The organism is Pseudomonas nabeulensis, assembly GCF_004682045.1.
In the GTDB taxonomy this organism is placed as follows: domain Bacteria; phylum Pseudomonadota; class Gammaproteobacteria; order Pseudomonadales; family Pseudomonadaceae; genus Aquipseudomonas; species Aquipseudomonas nabeulensis.
Window position 1 is genome coordinate 65337 of the sequence record NZ_QUZT01000010.1, and the last position, 24553, is coordinate 89889.

Here is a 24553-nt window from a genome sequence, read left to right on the forward strand (position 1 = left end):
ATCAATAAACAAGAGGATGGAAGCATGGACGGTACTTCTGCAAGTCCCCAGCAGATGAACGCGCAACAGCGTTCGGCGCATATCCGTGAAGTGGTGCTGGCCGAAGGCGTGCGCTTGCGCCAGCAACACCCTTGGCTGTTGCATCAGGACGCGCTGGGGGCGGGCATCCTCGCCTTTGCGCTGACGGGCATGATCGGCTCGGCCGCGCTCTATATCAGCGGCCATCTGGCGTGGTGGGCGTGCCTGTTGCTCAACGCGTTTCTTGCGTCGCTGACCCACGAACTGGAACACGACCTGATCCACAGCATGTACTTTCGCAAGCAACGCCTGCCCCACAACCTGATGATGGGCCTGGTGTGGCTGGCGCGGCCCAGCACCATCAACCCGTGGGTGCGCCGCCATCTGCACCTCAACCACCACAAGGTGTCCGGCACTGAAACCGATATGGAAGAGCGCGCCATCACCAACGGTGAACCCTGGGGCTTTGCGCGGTTGCTGATGGTGGGTGACAACGTGATGTCGGCGTTTATCCGCATCCTGCGGGCCAAGACCTGGAAGCACAAACTCAGCATCCTCAAGCGCTCGCTGCTGGTGTACGCACCGTTGGCGCTGCTGCACTGGGGCGCGTGGTATGTGTTCCTCGGCTTTCACGCGGCCAATGGCATCGCGGGTTTGTTGGGCGCGCCCATCGAGTGGTCAGCTGGCACGTTGCAGATGATGCAGGTGATCGACATCGCCGTCGTGGTGATCATCGGCCCCAACGTGCTGCGCACCTTTTGCCTGCACTTTGTCAGTTCCAACATGCACTACTACGGCGATGTGGAACTGGGCAATGTGATCCAGCAAACCCAGGTGCTGAAACCTTGGTGGATGTGGCCGTTGCAAGCGTTTTGCTTCAACTTCGGCAGCACCCATGGCATCCATCATTTTGTGGTGAAGGAGCCGTTCTATATCCGCCAGATGACCGCCAAGGTGGCGCATAAGGTAATGGCCGAGATGGGCGTGCGCTTCAATGATTTCGGGACGTTTGCGCGGGCCAACCGGCTTGGCTTTCCACCGCCTGCAGGGTTTCGATCAGCGCCTTCGCCGCAGGCGACAAACGCACCCCAGCGCGGCTGATCACGCCGCAGCGGGCGTTCAGACTGTCGAGGTTGTGGGGCAGGTTGCGCCAGTGCAGCACCCGCAAGGTGCCGCTGGCGAATTCATCGACGAACGCCTCTTCGGCGCCCAGGCCAATGGCGTCGGACTGGCGCACGATGCTCGCCAGCGCAGTGAACTGTTCAAGTTCGATAGCGGGCGCGAAGTCGATGCGCCCACTGAGGTTGGCCAGCAGCTTGCGAATGCCCGGCGCGATCAGCGGCGTGGCCAACGGGTAGCCGAACAGGTCGTTGGTCGACAGGCTGTCCTTGGCCAGCAACGGGTGCCCGGCGCGGCAGAAAAACACCGTGCGCCGGGGCGTCAGGGGTTGGGTCTGGAAGTTCGGGTCAGCCTCGAAGTGACGCACATCGGCGATAAAGAATTCGATCTCTTCGCGGCTCAGGCTGCGTCCAAGCCGTTCCCAGTTATCCACCTGCAACACCGTGCGCACCTTGGGGTAGGTGGTGACAAACCGCGACAGGGCCTGGGGCACCAGGCTCACCGCCGCCACGGCATCGCTGCCCAGGCGCACTTCACCGGCGTCGAGCTTGGTCATGCGCGTGACTTCATGGCTCAGCAGCGCTGCGCCTTGCACCAGGCTCAGGGCGTGTTGCAGCACCACCTGGCCTTCGGGGGTGGGGCGCAGCTCCTTGTGAGCGCGGTCCACCAGCACGCAGCCGAACTCCTGCTCCAGGCTTTGGATACTGCGGCTGAACGCCGGTTGAGTAATGCCCATGGCGTCGGCGGCGCGCACGAAACTGCGGTGCTCGTTCAGAGCAATGAAATAGCGCAGTTGACGGAGATCCATGGGGCGCCCGGCGTCCAAGAAGGGAAGCCGGAATTTTAAGGGGTCTGCTTATTCCGTCAATGAAGCTTGTTTGTTTTATCTAGATCTTAAATGCATATCTATAGAGCAGGCGCGGTGCGATAGGTAGCCGGGCTGAACACCCGCGTCACCAGCAGCATCGCCACTACTGTCACCGTCAGCACTACCCAGGCGCTGACGAAGTTGCCGGTGAGTTGACGCAGCCAGCCGGTCATCCAGGGCGAAATCGCGTTGATCAAAAAGCCTACGCCTTGCACGAACGCCGCCAGTTGACCGGCTTGGCGCGGGTCGCGGTGATGGTCGAGGGTCAGCAGCAGGCTCAGGGCAAAACAGGCGCCCAACCCGAAGCCGCACAACGCCACCCACAGGTGCGGGAATTGCTGCGGCGCGATGATCAGGCCGAGGTAACCCACGGTCTGCGCCAATAAGCTGATGGCGAGCAGCGGGCGACGGTCGATGCCGCGTTGCGCCAGTACCGGCATCAACAGCGCAGCAATCACTTGGAAGATGGTCATGAACGCCAGCAGCGATCCGCTGGGCAACACGCCCCAGCCCAGTTGCTGATAGTAGGCCGGCAGCCACGCCACCATGCTCATATAGCCGCAGTTCACCAGGCCGAAGTACAGTGCCAGCAGCCACGCACGGCGGTTGCGCAGGCCCTTGAACGCGGGAATCTCTTTTGCACTTTTGGCGGCGCCCAACGGCAACCAGGCCCACAACAGTAACGCCCCCAGTGCGGGCAACAACCACACGCCCAACCCCGCCTGCCATTGCTGGAAATGCGTGGCCACCAGCGGGCTGAATAGCGCTGCAAGCCCGCCGCCGGCCATCAACGATGCCGAATACACGCCCATCGCCACCGGCACACGGTGATGGAATTCGCGCTTGATCATCGCCGGCACCAGGGCCTGGATCAGCGCCACACCGGCACCGCCGAGCAAAGCCGTCACCAACAACGTCGAGCCCTGGCCCATCAGCCAGCGGGCCAGGCACGCCAGCAAAATCATCATCAGGCCCAGGGCGATACCGCGTCGTTCGCCCAGTTGCGCTTCGACGCGAACGCCCACTAAAGCGACAAGCCCCATGCACACCACCGGCAGGCTGGTGAGCAAGGCGCTGCTTTGGAAACTCAAGCCGGTGGCCTGGCGGATTTCGCCGAGCAACGGGCTGATGGAACCGAGGATCGGCCGCAGGTTCAGGCCGAGCACCACCAGCAGGCCCCAACCGGCGAGGGATTTATTGAGGGTCATGCTGGGCTTTCCATTGGCCGTACAAGGCCGTCATGGCGGCATCGGGCAGATGCTGGATCGGCAGGCGTTGTTCGCTGAGGGGCAGGCCGACCTGTTGGCCGATGGCCGCCGTCGACAGGCCGAAGGGTTCGGCCATTGCGTTGCTGGCCGCGAACACCACCCGCTCCACACCGCACAGGTACATGGCGCTCAGGCACATCGGGCAAGGTTGGCCGCTGGCGTAGATCACGCAACCGTCCAGGCGTGCGCCGAGTTGCCGGCTCGCGGCGCGAATCGCCAGCAGTTCGGCGTGGGCAGTGGGGTCTTGGCTCAGGTGGATCTCGTTCACCGCCTCCACCAGCACCTCACCGTGGCGCGTCAGCACCGCGCCGAACGGGCGCCCGCCTTGGGCGACATTGGTGTGGGCCAGGGCGACGGCGCGTTGCAGATGCTGTTGATCGTCGGTCATGCAAACCTCCGGGGCACGATGAGGGATGAAGTATGCGTAGCCGCCAAGGTATTCTGAAATTAAATATAACCATGTTAACCAGTGGCAAATGGAATGGTGAGCGCCATGTTCGATCCCGTGTTGTTACGCAGCTTTGTCGCCGTGGTGGACTGCGGCAACTTCACCCGCGCCGCCGAGCGGCTGCACCTGACCCAATCCACCGTGAGCCAGCAGATCCGCCGCCTGGAAGACGCAGTGGCGTGTCAACTGCTGGACCGTGACCAACGTCGCGTGGTCGCCACCGCCGAGGGTGAGCGTCTGCTGGCCTACGCACGGCGCATCCTCGCGCTGCATGAAGAGGCCGCCGACGTGTTGATCAACCAGCAAAGCGACGGCGTGTTGCGCCTCGGCGTGCCGGAAGACTTTGCGTCCGAACGCTTGATGCCGCTGCTGTCGGCGTTTGTGCTGGCGTATCCACGGGTGCGCCTGGAAGTCACCAGCGGCCTCGGCCCTGAGTTGCAGCGCCAATACCGCGCGGGGGAGTTCGATGTGTTGCTAGTCAAGCAGATGGGCGACAGCGACGACTGTATCGCCTCATGGCCCGAGCCGCTGTGCTGGGTCGACAGCCGCAGCACGCCGTGTCTGGGGCGCGATCCGCTGCCGTTGGTGGCGTTTCCAGTGGGCGGTTTGTACCGCAATGAAATGCTGCAACACCTGGAAGTGGGCGGCTGGCGCTGGCGCATCGGGTATTCCAGCGCCAGCCTGGCCAGCGTGTGCTCGGCAGTGGCGGCGGGGTTGGGCATCAGCCTGTTGCCGCTGCGCGTGGTACAGGCCGCGCACAGGGTATTGGGCGCGGACAGTGGTTTGCCGGCGGTGCAAGGCGTACGCCTGGCGCTGTATGCCCGCAGTGGTTTAGGGGCGGCGGGGCAGTGCTTGCAGAGCGAGTTGTTCGATTTATGCGCAAACAGTCCTGTTGAGTGATGCCTTTGCTGAATATTTTTTATGCATGAAAAGCATCGAAAAATAACACCTTGCCTGGAGCCCGCGTAAATCGTGGCTTTGACGTTTCTGGATGTTTCATTTATTCAATTTTGATCTATGCATAACTGGAAAGATTACTTTAAGAGATAAGCGTCTGGCCCCGATGATTCAGCCCTCGACGGCCTTCCACGCAGGCCTGTCGGTTTTTTTGTTTCAAAACCGTAGGGAGTGAATCAATGGGCAATGTCCAGACCGCCGCCAGTGCACAAGAGGCGCAATGGCGTCACGCACCGAGTGGTGAGTTGGTCGACCTTGGCCGGCCGCACCGCGCGCCGTTGGGGCAACTGCGAACGCAGAAGACCCCCAAGCGTTTCTCTAGCCGTCGCGAAGGGATTTTTCTCGGCTTGCTGGTGTTGGCCCTGCACGGTGCGGTGATCTATTGGGTGGCCCAGAAGCCAACCCCGGTGTTGCCGATTGTGCCGCCGGAAATTCCGCCGATGACCATCGAATTCTCCCAACCGGCACCGCCCGTGGTTGAGCCGCCACCGCCCGTGCCGCCACCACCACCGCCGCCTGTGGTCGAGCCACCGCCGCCGGTGGTGGATGAATTGGCCGCCAAACCGGCGCCGAAAAAACCGATTCCCAAACCCAAGCCCGTGCCAAAGCCGGTGCCCAAGCCTCAGCCCGCGCCCAAACCGGTCGAGCAACCGCCTGCGCCACCGACACCGGCACCGCCTGCGCCACCCGCTCCACCGGCTCCGGCCCCGGTAACACCCGCTTCGGCCAACGCCGCGTACTTGAAGAACCCGGCGCCCGAATACCCCTCACTGGCCCAGCGCCGGGGTTGGGAAGGCACGGTGTTGCTCAGGGTGCACGTACTGGCCAGCGGCAAGCCGGGTGAGATCCAGGTCCAGAAGAGCAGCGGTCGCCAGCAACTCGACGACGCCGCACTCGCCGCCGTGAAGCGCTGGAGCTTCGTACCGGCCAAGCAGGGCGATGTCGCCCAGGACGGCTGGGTCAGCGTACCGATCGATTTCAAGATTCACTAACTATTCGGCTGCGGTGTGTTGCACACGCCGCGACCTGCACAGAGGGAACACATCATGGCATTAGCATCTCCACTTGAATCCATCGAAAGCGCGGTGATCTGGCTGCTGGTGGTCTTTTCGGTCGCCACCTGGGGCCTGGCCCTGCTCAAGGGCGTGCAGTTTGGTCGCCTCAAGGCGCAGGATCGCAAATTCCACAAACAGTTCTGGGCGGCGTCGAGTCTCGACTCTGCCGCCGAACTCGCCGAGACCCAACCCGGCGCCGCTGCCCGCGTGGCCCAGGCCGGTTACGCCGCGATCCAGGTGGGCGAAACCCCGCACGCTGCCGACCTGAGCCAGGCGATCAACCATCAGGACCGCCTCGAGCGCGCCCTGCGTCAGCAAATCGTGCGTGAGCGCCGCTCCCTGGAAACCGGCCTGGCCGTGGTCGCCAGTATCGGCAGCACATCGCCGTTCATCGGCCTGTTCGGCACCGTGTGGGGCATCATGGAAGCGCTTAAAGGCATCAGCGCCGCCGGCTCCGCCAGCCTCGAAACCGTGGCCGGCCCGATTGGTGCCGCCCTGGTTGCCACTGGTGTCGGTATCGCCGTCGCGGTGCCTGCGGTGCTGGTCTACAACTACTTCCTGCGCCGCCTCAAGTTGACCGCCGCCGACCTCGACGACTTCGCCCACGACTTCTACAGCCTGGCGCAGAAAAATTCGTTCCGCGTGCTGCTGCACCCGGCACTGAACAAAACCGCTGCCGGCAACCCGCAAAAAGTGAAGGAGGCGTCCTGAGATGGCCTTCTCCACGCAAGACAGCGATGAGGTGCTGAGCGAGATCAACGTCACGCCCCTGGTAGACGTGATGCTGGTATTGCTGGTGGTGTTTATCGTCACCGCGCCGCTGCTGACCAACGCGATCCCGATCAACCTGCCCAAGACCGAATCCGTGGCCCCGGTGGAGCAGAAAGACCCGCTGGTGGTGAGCATCGACGGCGCGGGCAAAGTGTTTATCAACAAGGACGAAATCCAGCCGGATTTGCTGGAATTCAACCTGCAGTCGGCGAAAGCCAAGGACCCGGAGGTTCGGGTGCAATTGCAGGCTGACGATGGAGTGAACTACGGCGAAGTGGCGCGAGCCATGGCGTCTATCGAGCGCGCGGGGATTACCAAGTTGTCGGTGATTACCGCCCGTTAAGTTGCAAAAGCCTCGACAAAATTTTTGGCCGTCTCCTTGGCAGGGTGCGGCCTTTTTTTGCGTGCGATTCCAGCCACATCAGGGCGTTCAATATGAAATGAGGGCAATGTGGGAGGGGGCTTGCCCCCGATGGCGGTGTATCAGTCACAGATGTATTGGCTGACCCACTGCTATCGGGGGCAAGCCCCCTCCCACATTTTGATCTTCATTAGGGTTGAGATTTTGGTTATTAATAAATAGCTTCTTATTCCTTAACGAATATAACCCTCGTCCCTATACTGTCCAGCAACGTTAAACGCTGCAGGAGGGCACACCCATGCACAGCGAGTCGATTCGTTACCTGATCGTGCCGGGCTGGCAAGGATCGCCAGAAGATCATTGGCAAACCCATTGGCAGAACAGCCTGCCCAACAGCGCTCGCGTGGAGCAGGCCGATTGGCTGACGCCGCGTCGCGAAGACTGGGTGGCAGCGTTGGCCGAAGCCATTGCGGCCGACAGCACGCCGGTGATCCTGATCGCCCATAGCCTGGGTTGCATCACCGTGGCTCACTGGGCCGCCACCGCGCCCGTACATTTTTTGCGCCAGGTGCGCGGCGCCTTGCTGGTGGCCCCGGCCGATGTCGAACGCCCGGCTTGCTCGCCTGCCTTGCGTAATTTCGCGCCAATTCCCACCACCCTGTTGCCGTTCCCCAGCCAAGTGGTCAGCTCCGACAACGACGCCGCTGTCAGCGCCCCGCGAGCCCTGGAGCTGGCGCGCAACTGGGGTGCCGAAGCCGGCATTTTGTCTGGCGCCGGCCATATCAATGTGAAGTCCGGCCACCAGCGCTGGGAGCAGGGTTTTTCTTACCTCTATCGCCTGCAAACCCGTCTTGAGCACCACGCCCGACGCACTGCCTGAACATTTTTCAACGCCCCGTCCCTGAGTGGATCCGGGGCGGGAGCCTGCCATGAGTCTGCATGAAACCTACGGCCAGCCGCTGCTGACCTTCCCCGACGCCGATAAAAGCCCGCTGAGCATCCGCGCCAAGGCGCTGGTATTTGTCGACCCACGCTCGCGGCAATTGCGCGAAGACCTCGAAAGCCTCGCCCCCCGCGCCTTGCCGGTGTTGATTCGCGGCGAGACCGGTAGCGGTAAGGAACTGTTGGCGCGACACATTCACCGTGGCAGTGATCGCGGCGGCTTGTTTGTGTCGGTCAATTGCGGTGCGATCAGCCCGACTTACGCCGACGCCGAGCTGTTCGGCTATGCCGCCGGCAGCCACAGTGGCGCGGCCAGCAGCCGGGCAGGGTGGTTCGGTTCGGCCAATGGCGGCACCTTGTACCTGGATGAGATCGGCGATTTGCCGCTGCCGATCCAGGTCAAGCTGCTCTCCGCGCTGGAGAACCACGAAGTCACCCGCGTCGGTGCCCATCAGCCAAGCCCGGTGGATGTGCGCCTGGTCGCCGCCACCAGCATCGACCTGGCCCAGGCCGTGGCGGCGGGCAAGTTCCATGAGCGTCTGTTCCATTACCTGAGTGAAGGTCAGCTGGAGTTGCCTGCGTTGCGCGAGCGGGTCGGCGATATTTTGTCCCTGGCCGAATATTTCCTCGGCATCTACAGTCAGCGCCTGGACTTGCCGGTGCCATTGATCAGCGACGCGGCGCAGCAAGTGCTGGAGCATCACAGTTGGCCGGGCAATACCCGCGAGTTGGAAAACGTTATTCACTTTGCCTTGCTGGTGAGCAGTGGCGACGAGATTTTGCCTGAGCATTTGAACCTGCCGGTGGCCGGTTCGCCGCTGGAGCAGGTGCAGCGGATCTTCAACAGCGCCAGCCCGGCCGAGCAAGAAACCTTGCGTAAGTTCCTACATGAACAAAATGGAATATCAACGTGAATAAAAGATATTGTTCGGGAATAAAAAATCTAGGTATCGTCACACCCACGCCGCGATAGCACTTCGCTGGCACACTCTATAAAAACGGTCGTCACAGACGCCCCCGGAATTCCGATAAGGACACTGCATGAAAAAGGTTCTGTTGTTTACCGCACTGGCGGCTGCCCTGACCGCAAGCTTCGCCCAGGCCAACGAGAAGCTGGTGGTTGCCGCCACCCCGATCCCGCACGCGGAGATCCTCGAACTGGTCAAGCCAACCCTGGCCAAAGAAGGCGTGGACCTGGAAATCAAGGTCTTCACCGACTACGTACAACCCAACGTACAAGTGGCCGAAAAGCGCCTGGACGCCAACTACTTCCAGACCCTGCCGTACCTGGAAAACTTCAACAAGGGCAAGGGCACCAACCTGGTGACCGTGGTCGGCGTACACGTTGAACCGTTTGGCGGCTACTCGAAAAAGATCAAGAAAATTGAAGACCTGAAAGATGGCGCCACCGTGGCCATCCCGAACGAAGGTTCCAACAGCGGCCGCGCCCTGTTGCTGCTGCAAAAAGCCGGTGTGATCACCCTGAAAGATCCAACCAACGCCCTGGCCACCCCGAAAGACATCGCCAGCAACCCGAAACACCTGAAATTCAAAGAGCTGGAATCGGCCCTGCTGCCACGCGTACTGGACCAGGTTGACCTGGACCTGATCAACACCAACTACGCCCTGGAAGCCGGCCTGAACCCAGCGAAAGACGCGCTGATCCTGGAAAGCGCCGACTCGCCGTACGTGAACTTCCTGGTGGCTCGCCCGGACAACAAGGACAGCGACGCGATCCAGAAACTGTCCAAGGCCCTGACCAGCCCTGAAGTCAAAGCCTTCATCGAGAAGAAGTACAGCGGCGCGGTCGTGCCAGCGTTCTGATGTAACTCAAAACCCCCTTCAAGGTTTCAACGCCGACGGCTTGCATAGCGTCGGCGTTTTTTATTGCCCGAAATTTGTACTGCATTCCAAATGTGGGAGGGGCGGTGCGACGATTCGACTTGCCCCCGATGGCGGTGTATCAGTCACTGATTAGTTGGCTGACACTCCCTCATCGGGGGCAAGCCCCCTCCCACATTTTGAACAGTGTTGAGTCAGATAGGTTTTTGGGTGATATCAATATGCTATTTAGGTATTTAAATAATATTTTTTATACCTTTAAAGTTGCCGCTACCCGGCGTTCCCTGGATTCCCGATGACCTTTGATTTCGCTTTTATCCTCAGCACCCTGCCGGCGTTTCTAAAGGCCGTGGGCGTGACGCTGCAAGTGGGCCTGATTGCCATTGCCACCTCCCTGCTGGTCGCCCTGATCAACGCCGCGTTGCTGGTATTCCGCACGCCTTACCTGTCGCGCCTGGTGGCGTTGTACGTGGAGCTGGCGCGTAACACGCCGCTGCTGATCCAACTGTTTTTCGTGTACTTCGCGCTACCGGCCCTGGGTTTCAATATCTCCGGGTTCTGGGCGGCGATCATCACCATGACTTTCCTCGGCGGCGCCTACCTCACCGAAGTGCTGCGTGCCGGTGTGGAAGCGGTGCCGCTGGCGCAGATCGAGTCGGGTAAATCCATCGGCCTGTCCGACTGGCAGTTGTTGCGCCATGTGATCCTGCCACAGGCTGGCATCCTCAGCCTGCCGGCGCTGTTCGCCAATTTCATCTTCCTGCTCAAGGAGACCACCGTGGTCTCCGCCGTGGCGGTGCCAGAGATTCTCTACACCACCAAGAGCTACATCGCCCTCTACTACAAGACCTACGAAATGCTCGCCGTGCTGACGCTGATTTGCGTGTTGCTGTTCTTGCCGCTGTCGCTGCTGCTCAGCCGCCTGGAAAGGAGGCTCCAGCATGGCCAGTTCGGTTCTTGAGTTGCTGTGGGTGTCGTTGCCGCAACTGGGCAAGGGCGCTGCGCAAACCCTGTCGATTTCCTTCTTGAGCATCGCCTTCAGCACCGTCGGCGGCGTGTTGTATGGCGTGTTGCGCACCTTGAACAACAAGGTGATCAACGCGGTGTTGCGGGTGTACCTGGAGCTGTTCCGGGCGATCCCGGTACTGGTGTGGCTGTACCTGCTGTTTTTTGGCCTGCCGATCTTCTTTGGCTTGAGCATTCCAAGCTTCTGGTGTGCGGTGCTGGTGCTGTCGTTGTGGGGCGCCAGTGAAGTCGGCGAAGTGGTGCGCGGCGCCTTGCACTCGTTGCCCCGTGGCCAGCGTGAGGCGGGCTTGTCGATTGGCCTGTCGGACCCGCAACTGTACGGCTACGTGCTGTTGCCCCAGGCCCTTAAGCGCACGACGCCGCCGACCATCAACGTCTACACGCGCATCATCAAGACCAGCTCCCTGGCGGTGCTGATCGGCGTGGTGGACGTGATCAAGGTCGGCCAGCAAATCATCGAGCGCACCTATGAGTCCGTATTGATCTACGGCGTGCTGTTCCTGTTTTTCTTCTTTATCTGCTACCCGTTGTCGGCCGCCTCCAAGGTGCTGGAACGGCGCTGGGCCCAAGCATGAGCGCATTGATCGAGTTCCAGGGTTTCAATAAATTCTTCGGTGAACAGCAGGTGCTCAAGGGCATCGACCTGAGCGTGCACAGCGGCGAAGTGGTGGTGATCCTCGGCCCCAGCGGCTGCGGCAAAAGCACCTTGCTGCGCTGCTTGAACGGGTTGGAAGTGGCCCACAGCGGCAGCCTGCGCTTTGCCGGTAATGAGCTTTTGGACAAGAAAACCGACTGGCGCCAAGTGCGCCAGGACATCGGCATGGTGTTCCAGAGTTATCACCTGTTCCCCCATATGAGCGTGCTCGACAACATCCTGCTCGGCCCGCTGAAAGTGCAAAAACGCGACCCCCGCGAAGCCCGTGAGCAGGCCGAAAAACTGCTGGAGCGCGTGGGACTTGCCGACAAACGCGACGCCTTCCCGCGCCAGCTCTCCGGCGGGCAGCAACAGCGCATCGCCATCGTGCGTTCGTTGTGCATGAATCCCCAGGTCATGCTGTTTGATGAGGTCACCGCCGCCCTCGACCCGGAAATGGTCAAGGAAGTGCTGGAAGTGATCCAGGACCTGGCCCGCGATGGCATGACCCTGCTGATCGTCACCCACGAAATGGCCTTTGCCCGCGCCGTCGCCGACCGCGTGGTGTTTATGGAGGCTGGTCGCATCCTCGAACACAACACCCCCGAGGCATTCTTTACGAACCCGCAAACCGCACGCGCGCAGCAGTTCCTGGAGAAGTTCTCCTTTGTTTCAACACTGCCCAAGAAAACCAAGGAACTGGAGTTGCTATGAAAAAGTTACTGCTGCCACTGTTTGCCGTCGCCTTGCTCGCCGGCTGCGATAAAAAGGCCGAAGAGCCTGTAAAACCTGCCGCTGTCAGTTACATCGATAAGATCAAGGCCCGCGACAAGCTGATCGTCGGCGTATTCACCGACAAACCGCCGTTCGGCTTTGTGAACGAAGCGGGCCGTTACGTCGGCTTCGATACCGACATCGGCCGCCAATTCGCCAAGGACCTGCTGGGCGATGAAAACAAAGTCGAATTCGTCGCCGTCGAGCCGGCCAGCCGTATTCCGTTTCTGCAAAGCGACAAGGTCGACCTGATTCTCGCCAACATGACCGTGACCCCGGAACGCAAGGAAGCGGTGGACTTCACCAACCCCAACCTGAAAGTCGCGGTGCAGGCTCTGGTGCCGAACGACAGCGCGGTGAAAAGCCTGGATGACCTGGCCAGCCGCACCACTATCGTCACCACCGGCACCACCGCCGATATCTGGCTGACCAAAAACCACCCGGACTGGAAACTGCTCAAGTTCGAGAAAAACTCCGAGTCGCTGCAAGCCTTGTCGGCTGGCCGTGGTGATGCCTACGCCCAAGACAACCTGGTGCTGTTCAGCTGGGCCAAGCAGAACCCTGGCTATCGCGTGCTGGAAGAAAAACTCGGTGATGAAGCGCCGATTGCGCCGGCGGTGAAGAAGGGCAATACCGAGTTGCGTGACTGGGTGAATGCCGAATTGGCCAAGTTGGGTGAGGAGAAATTCCTGCTCAAGCTGTATGACCAATATGTGCGTAAAGAGCTGAGCGATGACACCAAGCCTGAGAGTGTGATTGTTGAAGGCGGTAAGTGGCAGGGCTGATATCGCTATCGGGGGCAAGCCCCCTCCCACAGAGGAACGCATTCCAATGTGGGAGGGGGCTTGCCCCCGATGAGGCCCTCCCAGTCACCGCCTATTCAGGCCAATGCCACGCCGGCGCATCCAAAACCCCCTGCCCCACAATCCGCGTCTCCCCCAGCACCTTCTCCAACACAATCGAATTACACCCCTCATCCTGCTGCAACGCCGCAATCAAGCGGCTGGCATGGGACACCACCCTCACGGGCCAACGCGTTGATCACCCCGCCCTGGGCGGTTTCCGCCAGCAGCCGCAGGGCACGGTACAGGTTGGACTTGCCGCTGCCATTGGGGCCGGTGACCAGGTTGAGCCGGTCCAGAGGCACCACCCATTTATTGATTGAGCGGTAATTGGCCACCGCAAGGGTTTTGAGCATCAATCAAGTACCTGTAGTGAGCGGGCTTGCCCCGCGCGAGGCCCTAACGGCCCTACAAGTGGGTCATAACCGTTTGGGGCGGCTTCGCCCCCCCAGCGCGGGGCAAGCCCGCTCACCACAGACAGAAACCATGCACAGGCGGAACCCTGAACTAAGCTCACAGTCGCATACACACTGGCAAGTCGGCATCACGCAAAAGGAGCCTGCATGGGCGGTCGTATTTCCACCTGTATTTTCGGACTTGGCCTACTGACGCTGTTAAGCGGTTGCGGCCAGGAAAAGGCCGAGCCCAAGCAGCACTCGCGGGTCTTTGTGCAGACCGTGCAGTCGACGGACTTCGCGGCGGCGGTCACGCTTACCGGGGATATCCAGGCCCGGGTGCAAACCGACCTGTCCTTCCGCGTCGGTGGCAAGATCATCCAGCGCATGGTGGACGTGGGCGACCGCGTCACCGCCAAGCAAGTGCTGGCCAAACTCGACCCCAAAGACTTGCAGACCAATGTCGACTCCGCCCAGGCCCAGGTCGTGGCCGAACAGGCGCGGGTCAAGCAGACCGCTGCCGCGTTCGTGCGCCAGGAAAAACTCTTGCCCAAGGGCTACACCAGCCGCAGCGAATACGACGCCGCCCAGGCCGCCTTGCGCAGCAGCCAAAGCGCCTTGACCGCCGCCCAGGCCCAGTTGGCCAACGCCCGCGAACAACTCGGCTACACCGCCCTGATTGCCGATGCTCCCGGCGTGATTACCGCGCGCCAGGCCGAAGTGGGCCAGGTGGTGCAGGCCACCATGCCGATCTTCAGCCTGGCCCAGGACGGTGAGCGCGATGCGGTGTTCAACGTCTATGAATCACTGTTGGTAGAGCCGCCGCCGGAGGCGCCGATCACCGTCAGTCTGCTGGACAACCCGAGCATCAAGGCCCAGGGCAAAGTCCGCGAGGTGACACCCGCCGTCGCGGCCAACACCGGCACCGTGCAGGTCAAGATTGCCCTCGACGCGTTGCCCAAGGGCATGCAACTGGGCTCGGTGGTCAGCGCCACTGCCAATGGCCCGGCCAAGCCCAGTATCGAGTTGCCGTGGGCCGCACTCACCAAAGACCTCAATGACCCCGCCGTGTGGCTGATCGACGGCGACGGCAAGGCGCAATTGCACAAGGTCGGCGTGGCGCGTTACCTCACCGGCAAAGTCATCATCAACGACGGCCTCAAGGGCGGCGAAAAAGTCGTGGTGGCTGGCGGGCAACTGCTGCACCCCGGCATGCTGGTCGAGATTGCCCAGCAAGGAGCCCAGCCATGAAGCGCCTGACGGTGTTACTCGCCGCCAGCCTGTTGCTGGTGGCCTGCTCCAAGGAAGACGCACCGCCGGAGCCCGTGCGGCCGGTGTTGTCGATGGAAGTGAAAGCCGAGGACCAGGAAACCCTCGGCCGCTTCGCCGGCACCATCCAGGCCCGCTACGAAAGCAACCTGGGTTTCCGCGTACCGGGCCGTATCGCCCGTCGCGCGGTGGATGTGGGCGCCGAAGTGGAGAAGGGCGCCTTGCTCGCCGTGCTCGACCCCACCGACCAGCAAAACCAACTGCGCGCCGCCCAGGGCGACCTGGCCAGGGTGCAGGCGCAATTTATCAATGCCCAGGCCAATGCCCGCCGCCAGCAGGAATTGTTCAACCGTGGCGTCGGCGCCCAGGCCCAGTTGGATATCGCTCAGACTGACTTGAAAACCACCCAGGCTTCCCTCGACCAGGCCCAAGCCTCGGTCAACCAGGCCAAGGACCAACTCAACTACGCCGAGCTGCGCACCGACCACGCCGGCATTGTCACGGCCTGGAACGCCGAGGCTGGCCAGGTGGTCAGCGCCGGGCAGCAGGTGGTGACGTTGGCCCGCCCGGACATCAAGGAAGCCGTGATCGACCTGCCCGCCGGCCTCGCCGAACGCCTGCCGCCGGACGTGGTGTTTTTGGTAGCCGCACAGTTGGACCCCGACGTGCACACCACCGCCATCGTGCGCGAGATCGAGCCCCAGGCCCAAAGCGCCACGCGCACCCGTCGTGCGCGCCTGACCCTGACCGAGACGCCGCCTGCGTTCCGTCTGGGCACGGCGATCAGCGTCACGTTGAGCACCGCCATCGCACCGCGTATCGAAGTGCCCCTGAGCGCCTTGCAGGAGGTTGACGGCAAAACCCGCATCTGGCTGCTCGACACCCAGAGCCAGACCGTGCAACCGCGTGAGGTAACGCTCATCAGCCGCGACGCCCACAGCGCATTGCTCAATGGTGGCGTCAAACCCGGCGAGCGTATCGTCACCGCCGGCGTGAACAGCCTGAAGCCTGGGCAAAAAGTCAAAATCGACGAGGACAGCCCGCGATGAAAGGGAGCTTCAACTTATCCGACTGGGCCCTCAAGCATCAGTCCTTCGTCTGGTACCTGATGTTCGTCGCGCTGCTGATGGGCGTGTTCTCCTACATGAACCTGGGCCGCGAGGAAGACCCCTCGTTCACCATCAAGACCATGGTGATCCAGACCCGCTGGCCGGGCGCGACCCAGGAAGAAACCCTCAAGCAAGTCACCGACCGCATCGAGAAAAAACTCGAAGAGCTGGACTCCCTCGACTACGTGAAAAGCTACACCCGGCCCGGTGAGTCCACGGTGTTCGTGTTCTTGAAGGACACCACCAGCGCCAAGGACATCCCCCATATCTGGTACCTGGTGCACAAGAAGATCGACGATATTCGTGGCTCCTTCCCCCAAGGGTTGCAGGGGCCGTCGTTCAACGATGAGTTCGGTGACGTGTTCGGCTCGGTGTACGCGTTTACCGGCGACGGCCTGACCATGCGCCAGCTGCGCGACTACGTGGAACAGGTGCGCGCCGAGATCCGTTCGGTGCCGGGGCTGGGCAAGGTCGAGATGATCGGCCAGCAGGACGAAGTGATTTACCTGAATTTCTCCACGCGCAAACTGGCGGCGCTGGGGATTGATCAACGTCAGGTCGTGCAAAGCCTGCAATCGCAGAATGCGGTGACGCCCGCCGGGGTGATCGAGGCCGGGCCCGAGCGGATTTCCGTGCGCACGTCTGGGCAGTTCGCTTCGGAAAAAGACCTGGCCAACGTCAACCTGCGGCTCAATGACCGTTTCTATCGCCTGGCGGATATCGCCGACATCAGCCGTGGCTACGTCGACCCGGCGCGGCCGATGTTCCGGTTCAACGGCAAACCGGCGATTGGCCTGGCGATTGCCATGCAGAAGGGCGGCAATATCCAGGCCTTCGGCAAGGCCCTGCATACGCGTATGGACGAGCTGACCGCCGACCTGCCGGTGGGCGTGGGCGTGCACAAGGTGTCCGACCAGGCCGAAGTGGTGGAGGAGGCCGTCGGCGGCTTTACCAGCGCGTTGTTCGAAGCAGTGATCATTGTGCTGGTGGTGAGCTTTATCAGCCTTGGGATGCGTGCCGGGCTTGTGGTCGCATGCTCGATCCCGCTGGTGCTGGCGCTGGTGTTCGTGTTCATGGAGTACAGCGGCATCACCATGCAGCGGGTCTCGCTGGGCGCGTTGATCATCGCCCTTGGCTTGCTGGTGGACGACGCGATGATCACCGTGGAGATGATGATCACGCGCCTGGAAAAAGGCGAAACCAAGGAACAGGCGGCGACCTACGCCTACACGTCCACGGCGTTCCCCATGCTCACCGGTACGTTGGTGACGGTGGCCGGTTTTGTGCCGATTGGCCTCAACGCCAGCTCGGCGGGCGAATACACCTTTACCCTGTTCGCGGTGATTGCCGTGGCGATGCTGGTGTCGTGGGTGGTGGCGGTGCTGTTTGCGCCGGTGATCGGCGTGCATATCCTCAGTGCCAATGTGAAACCCCACGATGCCGAGCCGGGCCGCATCGGCCGCGCGTTCAATAACGGCATGCTGTGGGCGATGCGCAACCGCTGGTGGGCCATTGGCATCACCGTGGCGCTGTTTGCGGCCTCGGTGTTCTCCATGCAGTTTGTGCAGAACCAATTCTTTCCGTCGTCGGACCGCCCGGAAATTCTCGTCGACCTGAACCTGCCGCAAAACGCCTCGATCAACGAGACGCGCAAGGCCGTCGACCGCCTGGAAGCGATCATCAAGGACGACCCGGACATCGCGCGCTGGAGTACCTATATCGGCCAGGGCGCGATCCGTTTCTACCTGCCGCTGGATCAGCAACTGGAAAACCCGTATTACGCGCAACTGGTGATCGTCAGTAAAGGCCTGGAAGAGCGTGGCGAGTTGATCAAGCGCCTGCAAAAGCGCCTGCGCGATGATTTCGTCGGCATCGGCAGCTTTGTGCAACCCCTGGAGATGGGCCCGCCGGTGGGGCGGCCGATCCAGTACCGCGTGTCCGGCAAAGACATTGACCAGGTGCGCAAACACGCCATCGAACTGGCGACTTTGCTCGATCAAAATACCCATCTGGGCGAGATCATCTACGATTGGAACGAGCCCGGAAAAGTGCTGCGGGTGGACATCGCCCAGGACAAGGCGCGGCAACTGGGGTTGTCGTCGGAAGACGTGGCGCAGTTGATGAACAGCGTGGTCAGCGGTGCCTCGGTGACCCAGGTGCACGACGATATCTACCTGATCAACGTGGTCGGCCGCGCCGAAGACGCCGAGCGGGGCACGCCGGAAACCTTGCAAAACCTGCAAATCGTCACGCCCAACGGCACCTCGATTCCGCTGCTGGCCTTCGCCACCGTGCGTTACGAGCTGGAACAGCCGCTGGTGTGGCGGCGCGACCGCAAGCCGACCATCACCGTCAAGGCCTCGGTGCGCGATGAGATGCAGCCCACCGACCTGGTGAAACAGCTGGCGCCGACCATCGACAAGTTCAACGCCGGTTTGCCGGTGGGCTACAAGGTCGCCACCGGCGGCACCGTGGAAGAAAGCGGCAAGGCCCAGGGCCCGATCGCCAGCGTGGTGCCGTTGATGCTGTTCCTGATGGCGACGTTCCTGATGATCCAACTGCACAGCGTGCAGAAGATGTTCCTGGTGGCGAGTGTCGCGCCGCTTGGGCTGATCGGCGTGGTGCTGGCGCTGATTCCCACGGGGACGCCCATGGGCTTTGTGGCGATCCTCGGGATTCTGGCGTTGATCGGCATCATCATCCGCAACTCGGTGATCCTGGTGACGCAGATTCACGAGTATGAAGTGGCCGGCTATTCACCGTGGGATGCGGTGGTGGAAGCCACCGAGCATCGGCGCAGGCCGATCCTGCTGACAGCGGCGGCGGCGAGCCTGGGCATGATCCCGATTGCGCGGGAAGTGTTCTGGGGACCGATGGCGTACGCGATGATTGGCGGGATTATTGTTGCCACGTTACTGACTTTGCTGTTCCTGCCGGCGCTGTATGTGGCCTGGTACAAGATCCGCGAGCCGAAACAGGACCATCAGACACAGTGAGGTTTAAATGTGGGAGGGGGCTTGCCCCCGATTGCAGTGGGTCAGCCAACAGATATGCAAGCTGATACACCGCTATCGGGGGCAAGCCCCCTCCCACATTTGAATTTCTATTTGCCTGAATGCCTGTGGGAAACATCCTGAAATGCCCAGCCCAGGCATACCCGCCCCCCAAGTGTTCTACCCTCCCGACCTCCACCCCAATCGGTCGAACACCATGAACTGGCAACGTCATCTTTTACTGGTCTGCACGTTCCTCCTCTCACCGCTGGCCTCTGCCGCGATCCTTCTGGAAAACCCCTTGTGGCGCGTCGAACTCGACCCCGCCACCCTCGCCATCACCGTCACGCCCAGCGGCCAGGCGCCGGTGCAAGCCTCCAGCGGCCTACCGGCGCGGGCGGTCAGCCAGCTCGCTCAAACCGACCAACAGGCCAACTGGCAGTGGGACGACGGCGCCTTTCGCGTGCGTGCCACCCTTGAACAGCGCGACCTCACGCTGACGCTCCGCGCACGTGAGCCGGGCGACCTGACGATCCTCCAACAACCCGCCAGCGCCATCGGCAAAGGCCTGATGTGGCCGTTGGCGGAGGGGCATTACGTCCCTGCGGGCAATGCCGTGTGGACGGCGTTCTTGCAAGAGCAAGGCGACCTCAACACCACCCAGGATCTCAGCCTGCCGCTGTGGGGCCTGGACCACGGCCCATTCACCCTGAACTGGCTGTTGACCAACTCCTACAACAACCGCTTGCGCTGGCAGGGCAAGATGGCCTTGTCGCTGGCCCATGAATTCACCGCGCTCGATCCCAGCGCACCGATGACCCTGGTATTGCACCTGGGCGACGCTGACCCCTTGGCCGGCGCCAAGCGTTATCGCCAGTGGCTGGTGGAACAGGGCCGCTATGAACCGCTGGCGGACAAGCTGCGCCAGACGCCCGAGGCCGAAAAGCTGTTGGGCGCCAGTCATGTCTACCTGTGGGGCAATGACCTGCTGGCCCTGGACGATGTAAGTGACTGGCCGCTGTTGCTCAAGCGGCTGCGCGGGCATGAGCTCAAAGGCTTGTTGGACAAGGAAACCGCCAAGGTGCTGGCACAGACCACCGCGCTCAATCGCTATGAGCAGACCGTCCTTCTGCGCGGCCTGAATGCGGCCATCAATAAAAAGGCCCGCCAGAGTTGGCAAGTGGATCAACCCGATATGAGCCGCCTGGCTGTACGGTATGGCGAGCTTCGCGGTGAACTGGCCGTCGCGTTCGCCGGGGCACTGCGTGACACCCCCGAGGCGTGGGGCAGCCAGACCATTCAAGCGCTGGGCAAGGCGGGGCTTTCGCGCTTGCTGGTGACCCTGGGTGAAGGCTGGGAGGGCGGGCTGTGGCACCCCGAGGCGATTCGCGCCGGGGTCGATGCGGGGTTCCTGATGGCGCCTTACGACTCTTATGAAACCGCCTTGTCTGCCAGCGAAAACCCGGATTGGACCACCGCTCACCTGGGCAGCAGGGCCTATCGCGACTGCGCCATCATGTTGAAGGGCGGCACGCTCAAGAGCGGTTTCCAGCAGTCCGGCCACTACACCGACCCGCGTTGCGTACGGCCCTTACTGGAAGCCCGGGTGAAGGCCGTCCAAGCCAAGGCCGGTTTCAACGCCTGGTTCCTCGACGCCTACGCCACCAGCATGGTGTTTGACAGCTACCGCGACAGCGCGCCGATGACCCAGGCACAGAATGCCGAAGGCAATATCGACGCCTCCCGCTGGCTCAATACCGTGCTCAAACTGCCGGCCGGTTCAGAGGATGGCAACGCCATCACCGCCCAAGGCATCCTGTTCGCCCATGGCATGCAGACGCCGGTGATTGGCTGGGGTAATCCTGCGATGACCCAGGACAAACAATCGCCGTATTACGTCGGTAACTGGTACCCGCCGGAGCAACCGACGGTGTTCTTCAAAGCGGTGCCATTGAACGAGCCGTTTCGCACGGTGCACTTCGAGCCGAGCATGCGCTTGCCGCTGTATCAAGCGGTGTTCCATGGCTCGGTGATCACGACCCATCACTGGTTGTTCGACAGCCTGAAGCTGAGCAATGTGCGGGCTGAGAATGAACTGGCTCAACTGCTCTACAACGTGCCGCCGCTGTATCACTTGAGTGCGGCGACGGTTAAGCAGCGTTTGCCGGTGATTGAGCGTCAGGACCGGTTTTTTCGGCCGTTGCATCAGCGCCTGGCGACCCAGGCCATGACCGGGTTTCGTTGGCTGACAGAGGATCGGTTGGTGCAGGAGACCACGTTTGCCGATGGGACGCGGTTGGTGGGGAATTTTGCTGCGGCATCGAGAGAGGGCTATGCCGCGAGCAGCATTACAGCGTTAGTGGTGGGTGAGAAACCGGTGGTGTATCAGGTCGATTAGCGGTGCCTTTGAGACCATCGGGGGCAAGCCCCCTCCCACATTTGATAGGCGGCGCGGTCAAAATGTGGGAGGGGGCTTGCCCCCGATGGCGTCAGTCCTGCTTACGCCAAACACTCGCCAACCAAGGTTGCTGGTCACGGGGCAACCCCGCCGGACGATAGTAATGCTCCAACTCCCCAAACCCCGCCTCGGCCAGCAGTGCCTGCCACGCCGTCAGGTCGTGATAAGACCCGTACCGCGGCCCGTTCCAACCTTCCTGGTTCTCACCCCGAGGGTTGGAGCTGAACAGCACGCCGCCGGGCTTCAACGCCCCATGCAGTTGCTTGAGCACACGCGGCAATTCCTGCTTGGGAATATGAAACAGCACCGCATTGGCAAAGATCCCATCGAAGCGCTCAGCGGGTAAGTCGAGTTTCAAGAAATCCTGCTGCAACACCTCACACCCACTGTCCTCCCGCGCCATCTGCGCAAACCGCTCAGAGCCATCCAGCCCGACGGCGATATGGCCCATGCGCGTAAAGGTCTGCAAATCCCGCCCCGGCCCGCAGCCGAAATCCAGCACGGTAAACGGCGCGGTGCCCTGGATATGCCGCAGCAGCGCGTCGATGTTCTGGCTCACATCGTGGTCGCGGGTGCCTTCGCGGAAGTTCTCGGCCACCGTGTTGTAGTGGCCGAGGGTGGTGGAGGTGATTTGGTCGAGGTCGTCGGGCTTGAGGGTCATGGCGGGTAATACCGGGCGCTGGAATGGCCCGACTATACCTCACCTCTTGTTGAGTACTCGCGCCAAGCGGTCGCCGCCCAACTGGATCACCGCCACCAGAATCACCAGCAGCACGATCACCGTCAGCATGATCTGCGTATCAAAGCGCTGATAACCGTAGCGGTAGGCAATGTCGCCCAAGCCCCCGGCGCCAATCGCTCCGGCCATGGCCGACGAGTTGATCATAGTCACCAGGGTAATGGTGAACCCACCGACAATCCCCGGCAGCGCTTCCGGCAACAACACATGCCAGATGATGTGCCAGCGTCGGCAGCCCATGGCCTGCGCCGCTTCAATCAACCCATGATCAACTTCGCGCAAGCTCACCTCGGCGATCCGCGCAAAGAACGGCGTGGCCGCGATGGTCAGCGGCACGACCGCCGCCCACACGCCATAGGTGGTGCCAACGATCAGCCGGGTGAACGGGATCAACGCCACCATCAGGATCAAAAACGGAATGGAGCGGAACAAATTGACGAACGCCCCCAGCACCCGGTTAAGCGCCGGTGCCTGGTAGATGCCGCCTTTGTCGCTGGTGACCAAAAACACCGCCAGCGGAATCCCCACCAGCAATGCGATCAGCGACGACACGCCGACCATCAACAGGGTGTCGATGGCTCCCTGCACTAAACGATCAAACCACATAGCCCAGCACCTCCGCCTGTTGTGCCCAGTTGCCGGCGCGGTTGCGCAGTTCCTCTGTGCTGTGGGGCGAGCCACTCACCGCCAACAATAGCTGCCCCAGGGCGTGCCCCTGGATACGTTCCACGCCGCCTTGCAACAAGCGCACGCGGCCACCGAGGGCGCTGAACAGCGCGGCCAGGTCTGGCTCATCGGTATCGCTGCCGGTGAACTGCAAACGCAGCACCACGGCGGCATCGGCTGATGCGGGTGCGGCTTGCAAGCGGCTTTGCAGCTCGTCAGGCAGCCCGTGTTGCAGGGGCGCTAACAGCGTCTTGCTCACCTCGTGCTGTGGGTTGCCGAACACCTGCCACACCGGGCCTTGTTCGGCGATGCGTCCGTGTTCCAGCACCACCACGCGGTCGCAGATTTCACGGATCACTGCCATCTCGTGGGTGATCAACACGATGGTCAAACCCAGGCGCTGGTTGATCTCGCGCAGCAGGCCGAGGATCGACTGGGTGGTCTCCGGGTCGAGGGCCGACGTGGCCTCGTCGCACAGCAGAATCTCGGGGTCGTGCACCAGCGAGCGGGCGATGCCCACGCGCTGTTTCTGCCCGCCGGACAACTGCGCCGGATACGATTTGTGCTTGTCCTGTAACCCCACCAACTCCAGCAGCTCACGCACCTTTTGTTCACGTTGCAGCTTGGGTACACCAGCGACTTTCAGCGGCAACTCGACGTTCTGCCACACGGTCTTGGCCGACATCAGGTTGAAGTGCTGGAAGATCATGCCGATGCGCCGACGCAACGCCACCAGGCGGTCCTCGTCGAAGTCGCCGATGTCCACCTGATCGATCAACACGCGGCCACTGCTGGGTTGCTCCAGGCGGTTGATGGTGCGAATCAGCGACGATTTACCCGCACCGCTGCGCCCGATAATGCCGAACACTTCACCGCGCTGGATCGCCAGGTCGATGCCTTGCAAGGCCTGCACGCGGCCATCGTAGGTCTTGCCCAGGTTGATAAAACGCACGTGAGCGCGGTTCAGGTCGGGGTGCAGTTCTGTCTGCTCGGCGTCCCTGGGCGTTAGGCCCAGGTCGCGCAGTTGAGAGTGGGCGGCGGTCATTTTTTATCTTCCCAGCCCACTTGGTAGAGCTTGCCGAGGGATTTATCCAGCGCGGCACGTACCACGGGCGAGTGCTGATAGATATCCACGAACTTGATCACACGCGGGTCGGTTTTGCTTTTCGGCTGGATCACAAACTGGATCACGTATTCCGGGTGGTCGAGGCCGTCGAACAGCAGCGCTGACTCGGCATCGAAGGTCTTGGACAGGCGGATATAGGCCGGGTAGCCCTGCACCAGATCGGCGTCGTCATAGGCGCGCACCAGTTGCACCGCCTCGACTTGCAGGATCTTGATCTTCTTCGGGTTGGCCACGATGTCTTCTTCGGTGGCCTTGTAGCCCACCCCCGGCTTGAGGGTGATCAACCCGGCCTTGGCCAGCAATTGCAGACCGCGACCGCTGTTGATCGGGTCGTTGGCGATGGCCACGCTGGCGCCTTGGGGCAGGTCGTTGATGCTTTTGTATTTCTTCGAGTACAGGCCGACGTTGTTGATGATGCCCGGGGCGTACGGCACCAGGTCAAACCCGGCGGCGGCCTTGGCGTTTTCCAGGAAGGGGATGTGCTGGAAGTAGTTCACGTCGATATCACCGGCGGCGAGGCTGACGTTGGGCGCGATCCAGTCGGTGAACTCCACCAGCTCGACTTTCAGGCCTTGTTTGTCGGCTTCGGCGACGGCGGCCTCCAGGGGAATGGCGAACGCGGCGGTGGTGCCGATTTTCAACGGCGCATCGGCGGCGAAGACCGCCGAGCTGAACAGTCCAAAAACCAGGGCCAGTGCTTTGACTGGGTGGGCGAGCAGGGTTTTTTTCATAGTGGTTTTCCAGTCATAAGGTATGGGTACAAACAATGAAGATCACATGTGGGAGGGGGCTTGCCCCCGATGGCGGAGTGTCAGTCACCTGATTTGTTAACTGAACCACTGCAATCGGGGGCAAGCCCCCTCCCACATTTTT

General features: G+C 61.7%; 23 protein-coding genes and 1 pseudogene. 16 read left to right on the top strand and 8 right to left on the bottom strand.

From position 1 onward, the window contains the following. Positions 1 to 24: 24 nt before the first annotated feature. Entirely contained in the window at positions 25 to 1119 is a 1095-nt protein-coding gene (locus DYL61_RS07915) for a fatty acid desaturase (protein WP_135307867.1), read from the top strand. Here DYL61_RS07915 and DYL61_RS07920 read toward each other — a convergent pair. The 3 genes from DYL61_RS07920 to DYL61_RS07930 all read right to left on the bottom strand — a co-directional run bounded on the left by DYL61_RS07920 (position 1010) and on the right by DYL61_RS07930 (position 3661). Then, complete coding sequence (locus DYL61_RS07920; protein ID WP_135307868.1) at positions 1010 to 1945, bottom strand: LysR family transcriptional regulator; 936 nt, start codon at positions 1943 to 1945, stop codon at positions 1010 to 1012. The two genes, DYL61_RS07915 and DYL61_RS07920, sit on opposite strands and share 110 nt — an antisense overlap. A gap of 98 nt (positions 1946 to 2043) precedes the next feature. Beyond that, the gene (locus DYL61_RS07925) at positions 2044 to 3213 is read right to left on the bottom strand and encodes a CynX/NimT family MFS transporter (protein ID WP_135307869.1); all 1170 of its coding nucleotides are present in this window, start codon (positions 3211 to 3213) and stop codon (positions 2044 to 2046) included. Next, positions 3200 to 3661: a nucleoside deaminase gene (locus tag DYL61_RS07930; protein ID WP_135307870.1), complete on the bottom strand. Its 462-nt coding sequence runs from the start codon at positions 3659 to 3661 to the stop codon at positions 3200 to 3202. Before DYL61_RS07930 ends, DYL61_RS07925 begins: the two co-directional genes overlap by 14 nt. A 105-nt stretch (positions 3662 to 3766) precedes the next feature. Here DYL61_RS07930 and DYL61_RS07935 point away from each other — a divergent pair, with 105 nt between their 5' ends. The 11 genes from DYL61_RS07935 (at position 3767) to DYL61_RS07985 (ending at position 12868) form a co-directional block, all read left to right on the top strand. After that, entirely contained in the window at positions 3767 to 4621 is an 855-nt protein-coding gene (locus DYL61_RS07935; protein ID WP_135307871.1) for a LysR family transcriptional regulator, read from the top strand. A 236-nt stretch (positions 4622 to 4857) separates the two neighbouring features. After that, positions 4858 to 5670 (top strand): energy transducer TonB, encoded by an 813-nt coding sequence (locus DYL61_RS07940; RefSeq protein WP_135307872.1) that lies wholly within the window; start codon positions 4858 to 4860, stop codon positions 5668 to 5670. Positions 5671 to 5721: 51 nt separating this feature from the next. Continuing rightward, entirely contained in the window at positions 5722 to 6444 is a 723-nt protein-coding gene (locus DYL61_RS07945; protein ID WP_105698363.1) for a MotA/TolQ/ExbB proton channel family protein, read from the top strand. A 1-nt stretch (position 6445) separates the two neighbouring features. Next, positions 6446 to 6847: an ExbD/TolR family protein gene (locus DYL61_RS07950; RefSeq protein WP_105698355.1), complete on the top strand. Its 402-nt coding sequence runs from the start codon at positions 6446 to 6448 to the stop codon at positions 6845 to 6847. 316 nt (positions 6848 to 7163) lie between these two features. After that, a complete protein-coding gene (locus DYL61_RS07955; RefSeq protein WP_135307873.1) occupies positions 7164 to 7745 on the top strand; it encodes an alpha/beta hydrolase in 582 nt (193 codons plus the stop codon). 49 nt (positions 7746 to 7794) lie between these two features. Then, the gene (locus DYL61_RS07960) at positions 7795 to 8721 is read left to right on the top strand and encodes a sigma 54-interacting transcriptional regulator (RefSeq protein ID WP_135307874.1); all 927 of its coding nucleotides are present in this window, start codon (positions 7795 to 7797) and stop codon (positions 8719 to 8721) included. A 127-nt stretch (positions 8722 to 8848) separates the two neighbouring features. Further along, on the top strand, positions 8849 to 9631 hold the full coding sequence (locus tag DYL61_RS07965; RefSeq protein ID WP_105698359.1) for a MetQ/NlpA family ABC transporter substrate-binding protein: 783 nt from the start codon (positions 8849 to 8851) through the stop codon (positions 9629 to 9631). Positions 9632 to 9944: 313 nt separating this feature from the next. After that, the gene (locus tag DYL61_RS07970; RefSeq protein WP_003187615.1) at positions 9945 to 10610 is read left to right on the top strand and encodes an amino acid ABC transporter permease; all 666 of its coding nucleotides are present in this window, start codon (positions 9945 to 9947) and stop codon (positions 10608 to 10610) included. Then, positions 10591 to 11250, top strand: coding sequence for an amino acid ABC transporter permease (locus DYL61_RS07975; RefSeq protein ID WP_135307875.1), 660 nt, complete (start codon positions 10591 to 10593; stop codon positions 11248 to 11250). Before DYL61_RS07970 ends, DYL61_RS07975 begins: the two co-directional genes overlap by 20 nt. Continuing rightward, positions 11247 to 12023 (top strand): amino acid ABC transporter ATP-binding protein, encoded by a 777-nt coding sequence (locus DYL61_RS07980; protein WP_135307876.1) that lies wholly within the window; start codon positions 11247 to 11249, stop codon positions 12021 to 12023. Before DYL61_RS07975 ends, DYL61_RS07980 begins: the two co-directional genes overlap by 4 nt. Further along, positions 12020 to 12868, top strand: coding sequence for a transporter substrate-binding domain-containing protein (locus DYL61_RS07985; protein WP_135307877.1), 849 nt, complete (start codon positions 12020 to 12022; stop codon positions 12866 to 12868). Before DYL61_RS07980 ends, DYL61_RS07985 begins: the two co-directional genes overlap by 4 nt. A gap of 227 nt (positions 12869 to 13095) precedes the next feature. Here the strand turns inward: DYL61_RS07985 and DYL61_RS07995 are convergent. Further along, a pseudogene (locus DYL61_RS07995) lies at positions 13096 to 13281 on the bottom strand (AAA family ATPase); the annotation flags it as partial. A gap of 207 nt (positions 13282 to 13488) precedes the next feature. Between DYL61_RS07995 and DYL61_RS08000 the strand changes: the two are divergent. The 4 genes from DYL61_RS08000 to DYL61_RS08015 all read left to right on the top strand — a co-directional run bounded on the left by DYL61_RS08000 (position 13489) and on the right by DYL61_RS08015 (position 21089). Further along, the gene (locus tag DYL61_RS08000) at positions 13489 to 14571 is read left to right on the top strand and encodes an efflux RND transporter periplasmic adaptor subunit (RefSeq protein ID WP_135307878.1); all 1083 of its coding nucleotides are present in this window, start codon (positions 13489 to 13491) and stop codon (positions 14569 to 14571) included. Then, on the top strand, positions 14568 to 15638 hold the full coding sequence (locus tag DYL61_RS08005) for an efflux RND transporter periplasmic adaptor subunit (RefSeq protein ID WP_135307879.1): 1071 nt from the start codon (positions 14568 to 14570) through the stop codon (positions 15636 to 15638). The genes DYL61_RS08000 and DYL61_RS08005 overlap by 4 nt, the downstream gene beginning before the upstream one ends. After that, on the top strand, positions 15635 to 18694 hold the full coding sequence (locus tag DYL61_RS08010; RefSeq protein WP_135307880.1) for an efflux RND transporter permease subunit: 3060 nt from the start codon (positions 15635 to 15637) through the stop codon (positions 18692 to 18694). The genes DYL61_RS08005 and DYL61_RS08010 overlap by 4 nt, the downstream gene beginning before the upstream one ends. Positions 18695 to 18908: 214 nt before the next feature. Then, entirely contained in the window at positions 18909 to 21089 is a 2181-nt protein-coding gene (locus tag DYL61_RS08015; protein WP_135307881.1) for a glycoside hydrolase, read from the top strand. Between the two features lie 91 nt (positions 21090 to 21180). On the opposite strand, the gene DYL61_RS08020 is transcribed toward DYL61_RS08015, so the two are convergent. The 4 genes from DYL61_RS08020 to DYL61_RS08035 are packed head-to-tail and all read right to left on the bottom strand — an operon-like array spanning position 21181 to position 24411. Beyond that, entirely contained in the window at positions 21181 to 21810 is a 630-nt protein-coding gene (locus DYL61_RS08020; RefSeq protein ID WP_135307882.1) for a class I SAM-dependent methyltransferase, read from the bottom strand. A 39-nt stretch (positions 21811 to 21849) separates the two neighbouring features. Continuing rightward, a complete protein-coding gene (locus DYL61_RS08025; protein ID WP_016974994.1) occupies positions 21850 to 22494 on the bottom strand; it encodes a methionine ABC transporter permease in 645 nt (214 codons plus the stop codon). Beyond that, on the bottom strand, positions 22484 to 23599 hold the full coding sequence (locus DYL61_RS08030; RefSeq protein WP_135307883.1) for a methionine ABC transporter ATP-binding protein: 1116 nt from the start codon (positions 23597 to 23599) through the stop codon (positions 22484 to 22486). The genes DYL61_RS08025 and DYL61_RS08030 overlap by 11 nt, the downstream gene beginning before the upstream one ends. Next, positions 23596 to 24411, bottom strand: a complete 816-nt coding sequence (locus tag DYL61_RS08035) for a MetQ/NlpA family ABC transporter substrate-binding protein (protein WP_135307884.1) — start codon at positions 24409 to 24411, stop codon at positions 23596 to 23598. Before DYL61_RS08035 ends, DYL61_RS08030 begins: the two co-directional genes overlap by 4 nt. Positions 24412 to 24553 lie beyond the last annotated feature (142 nt).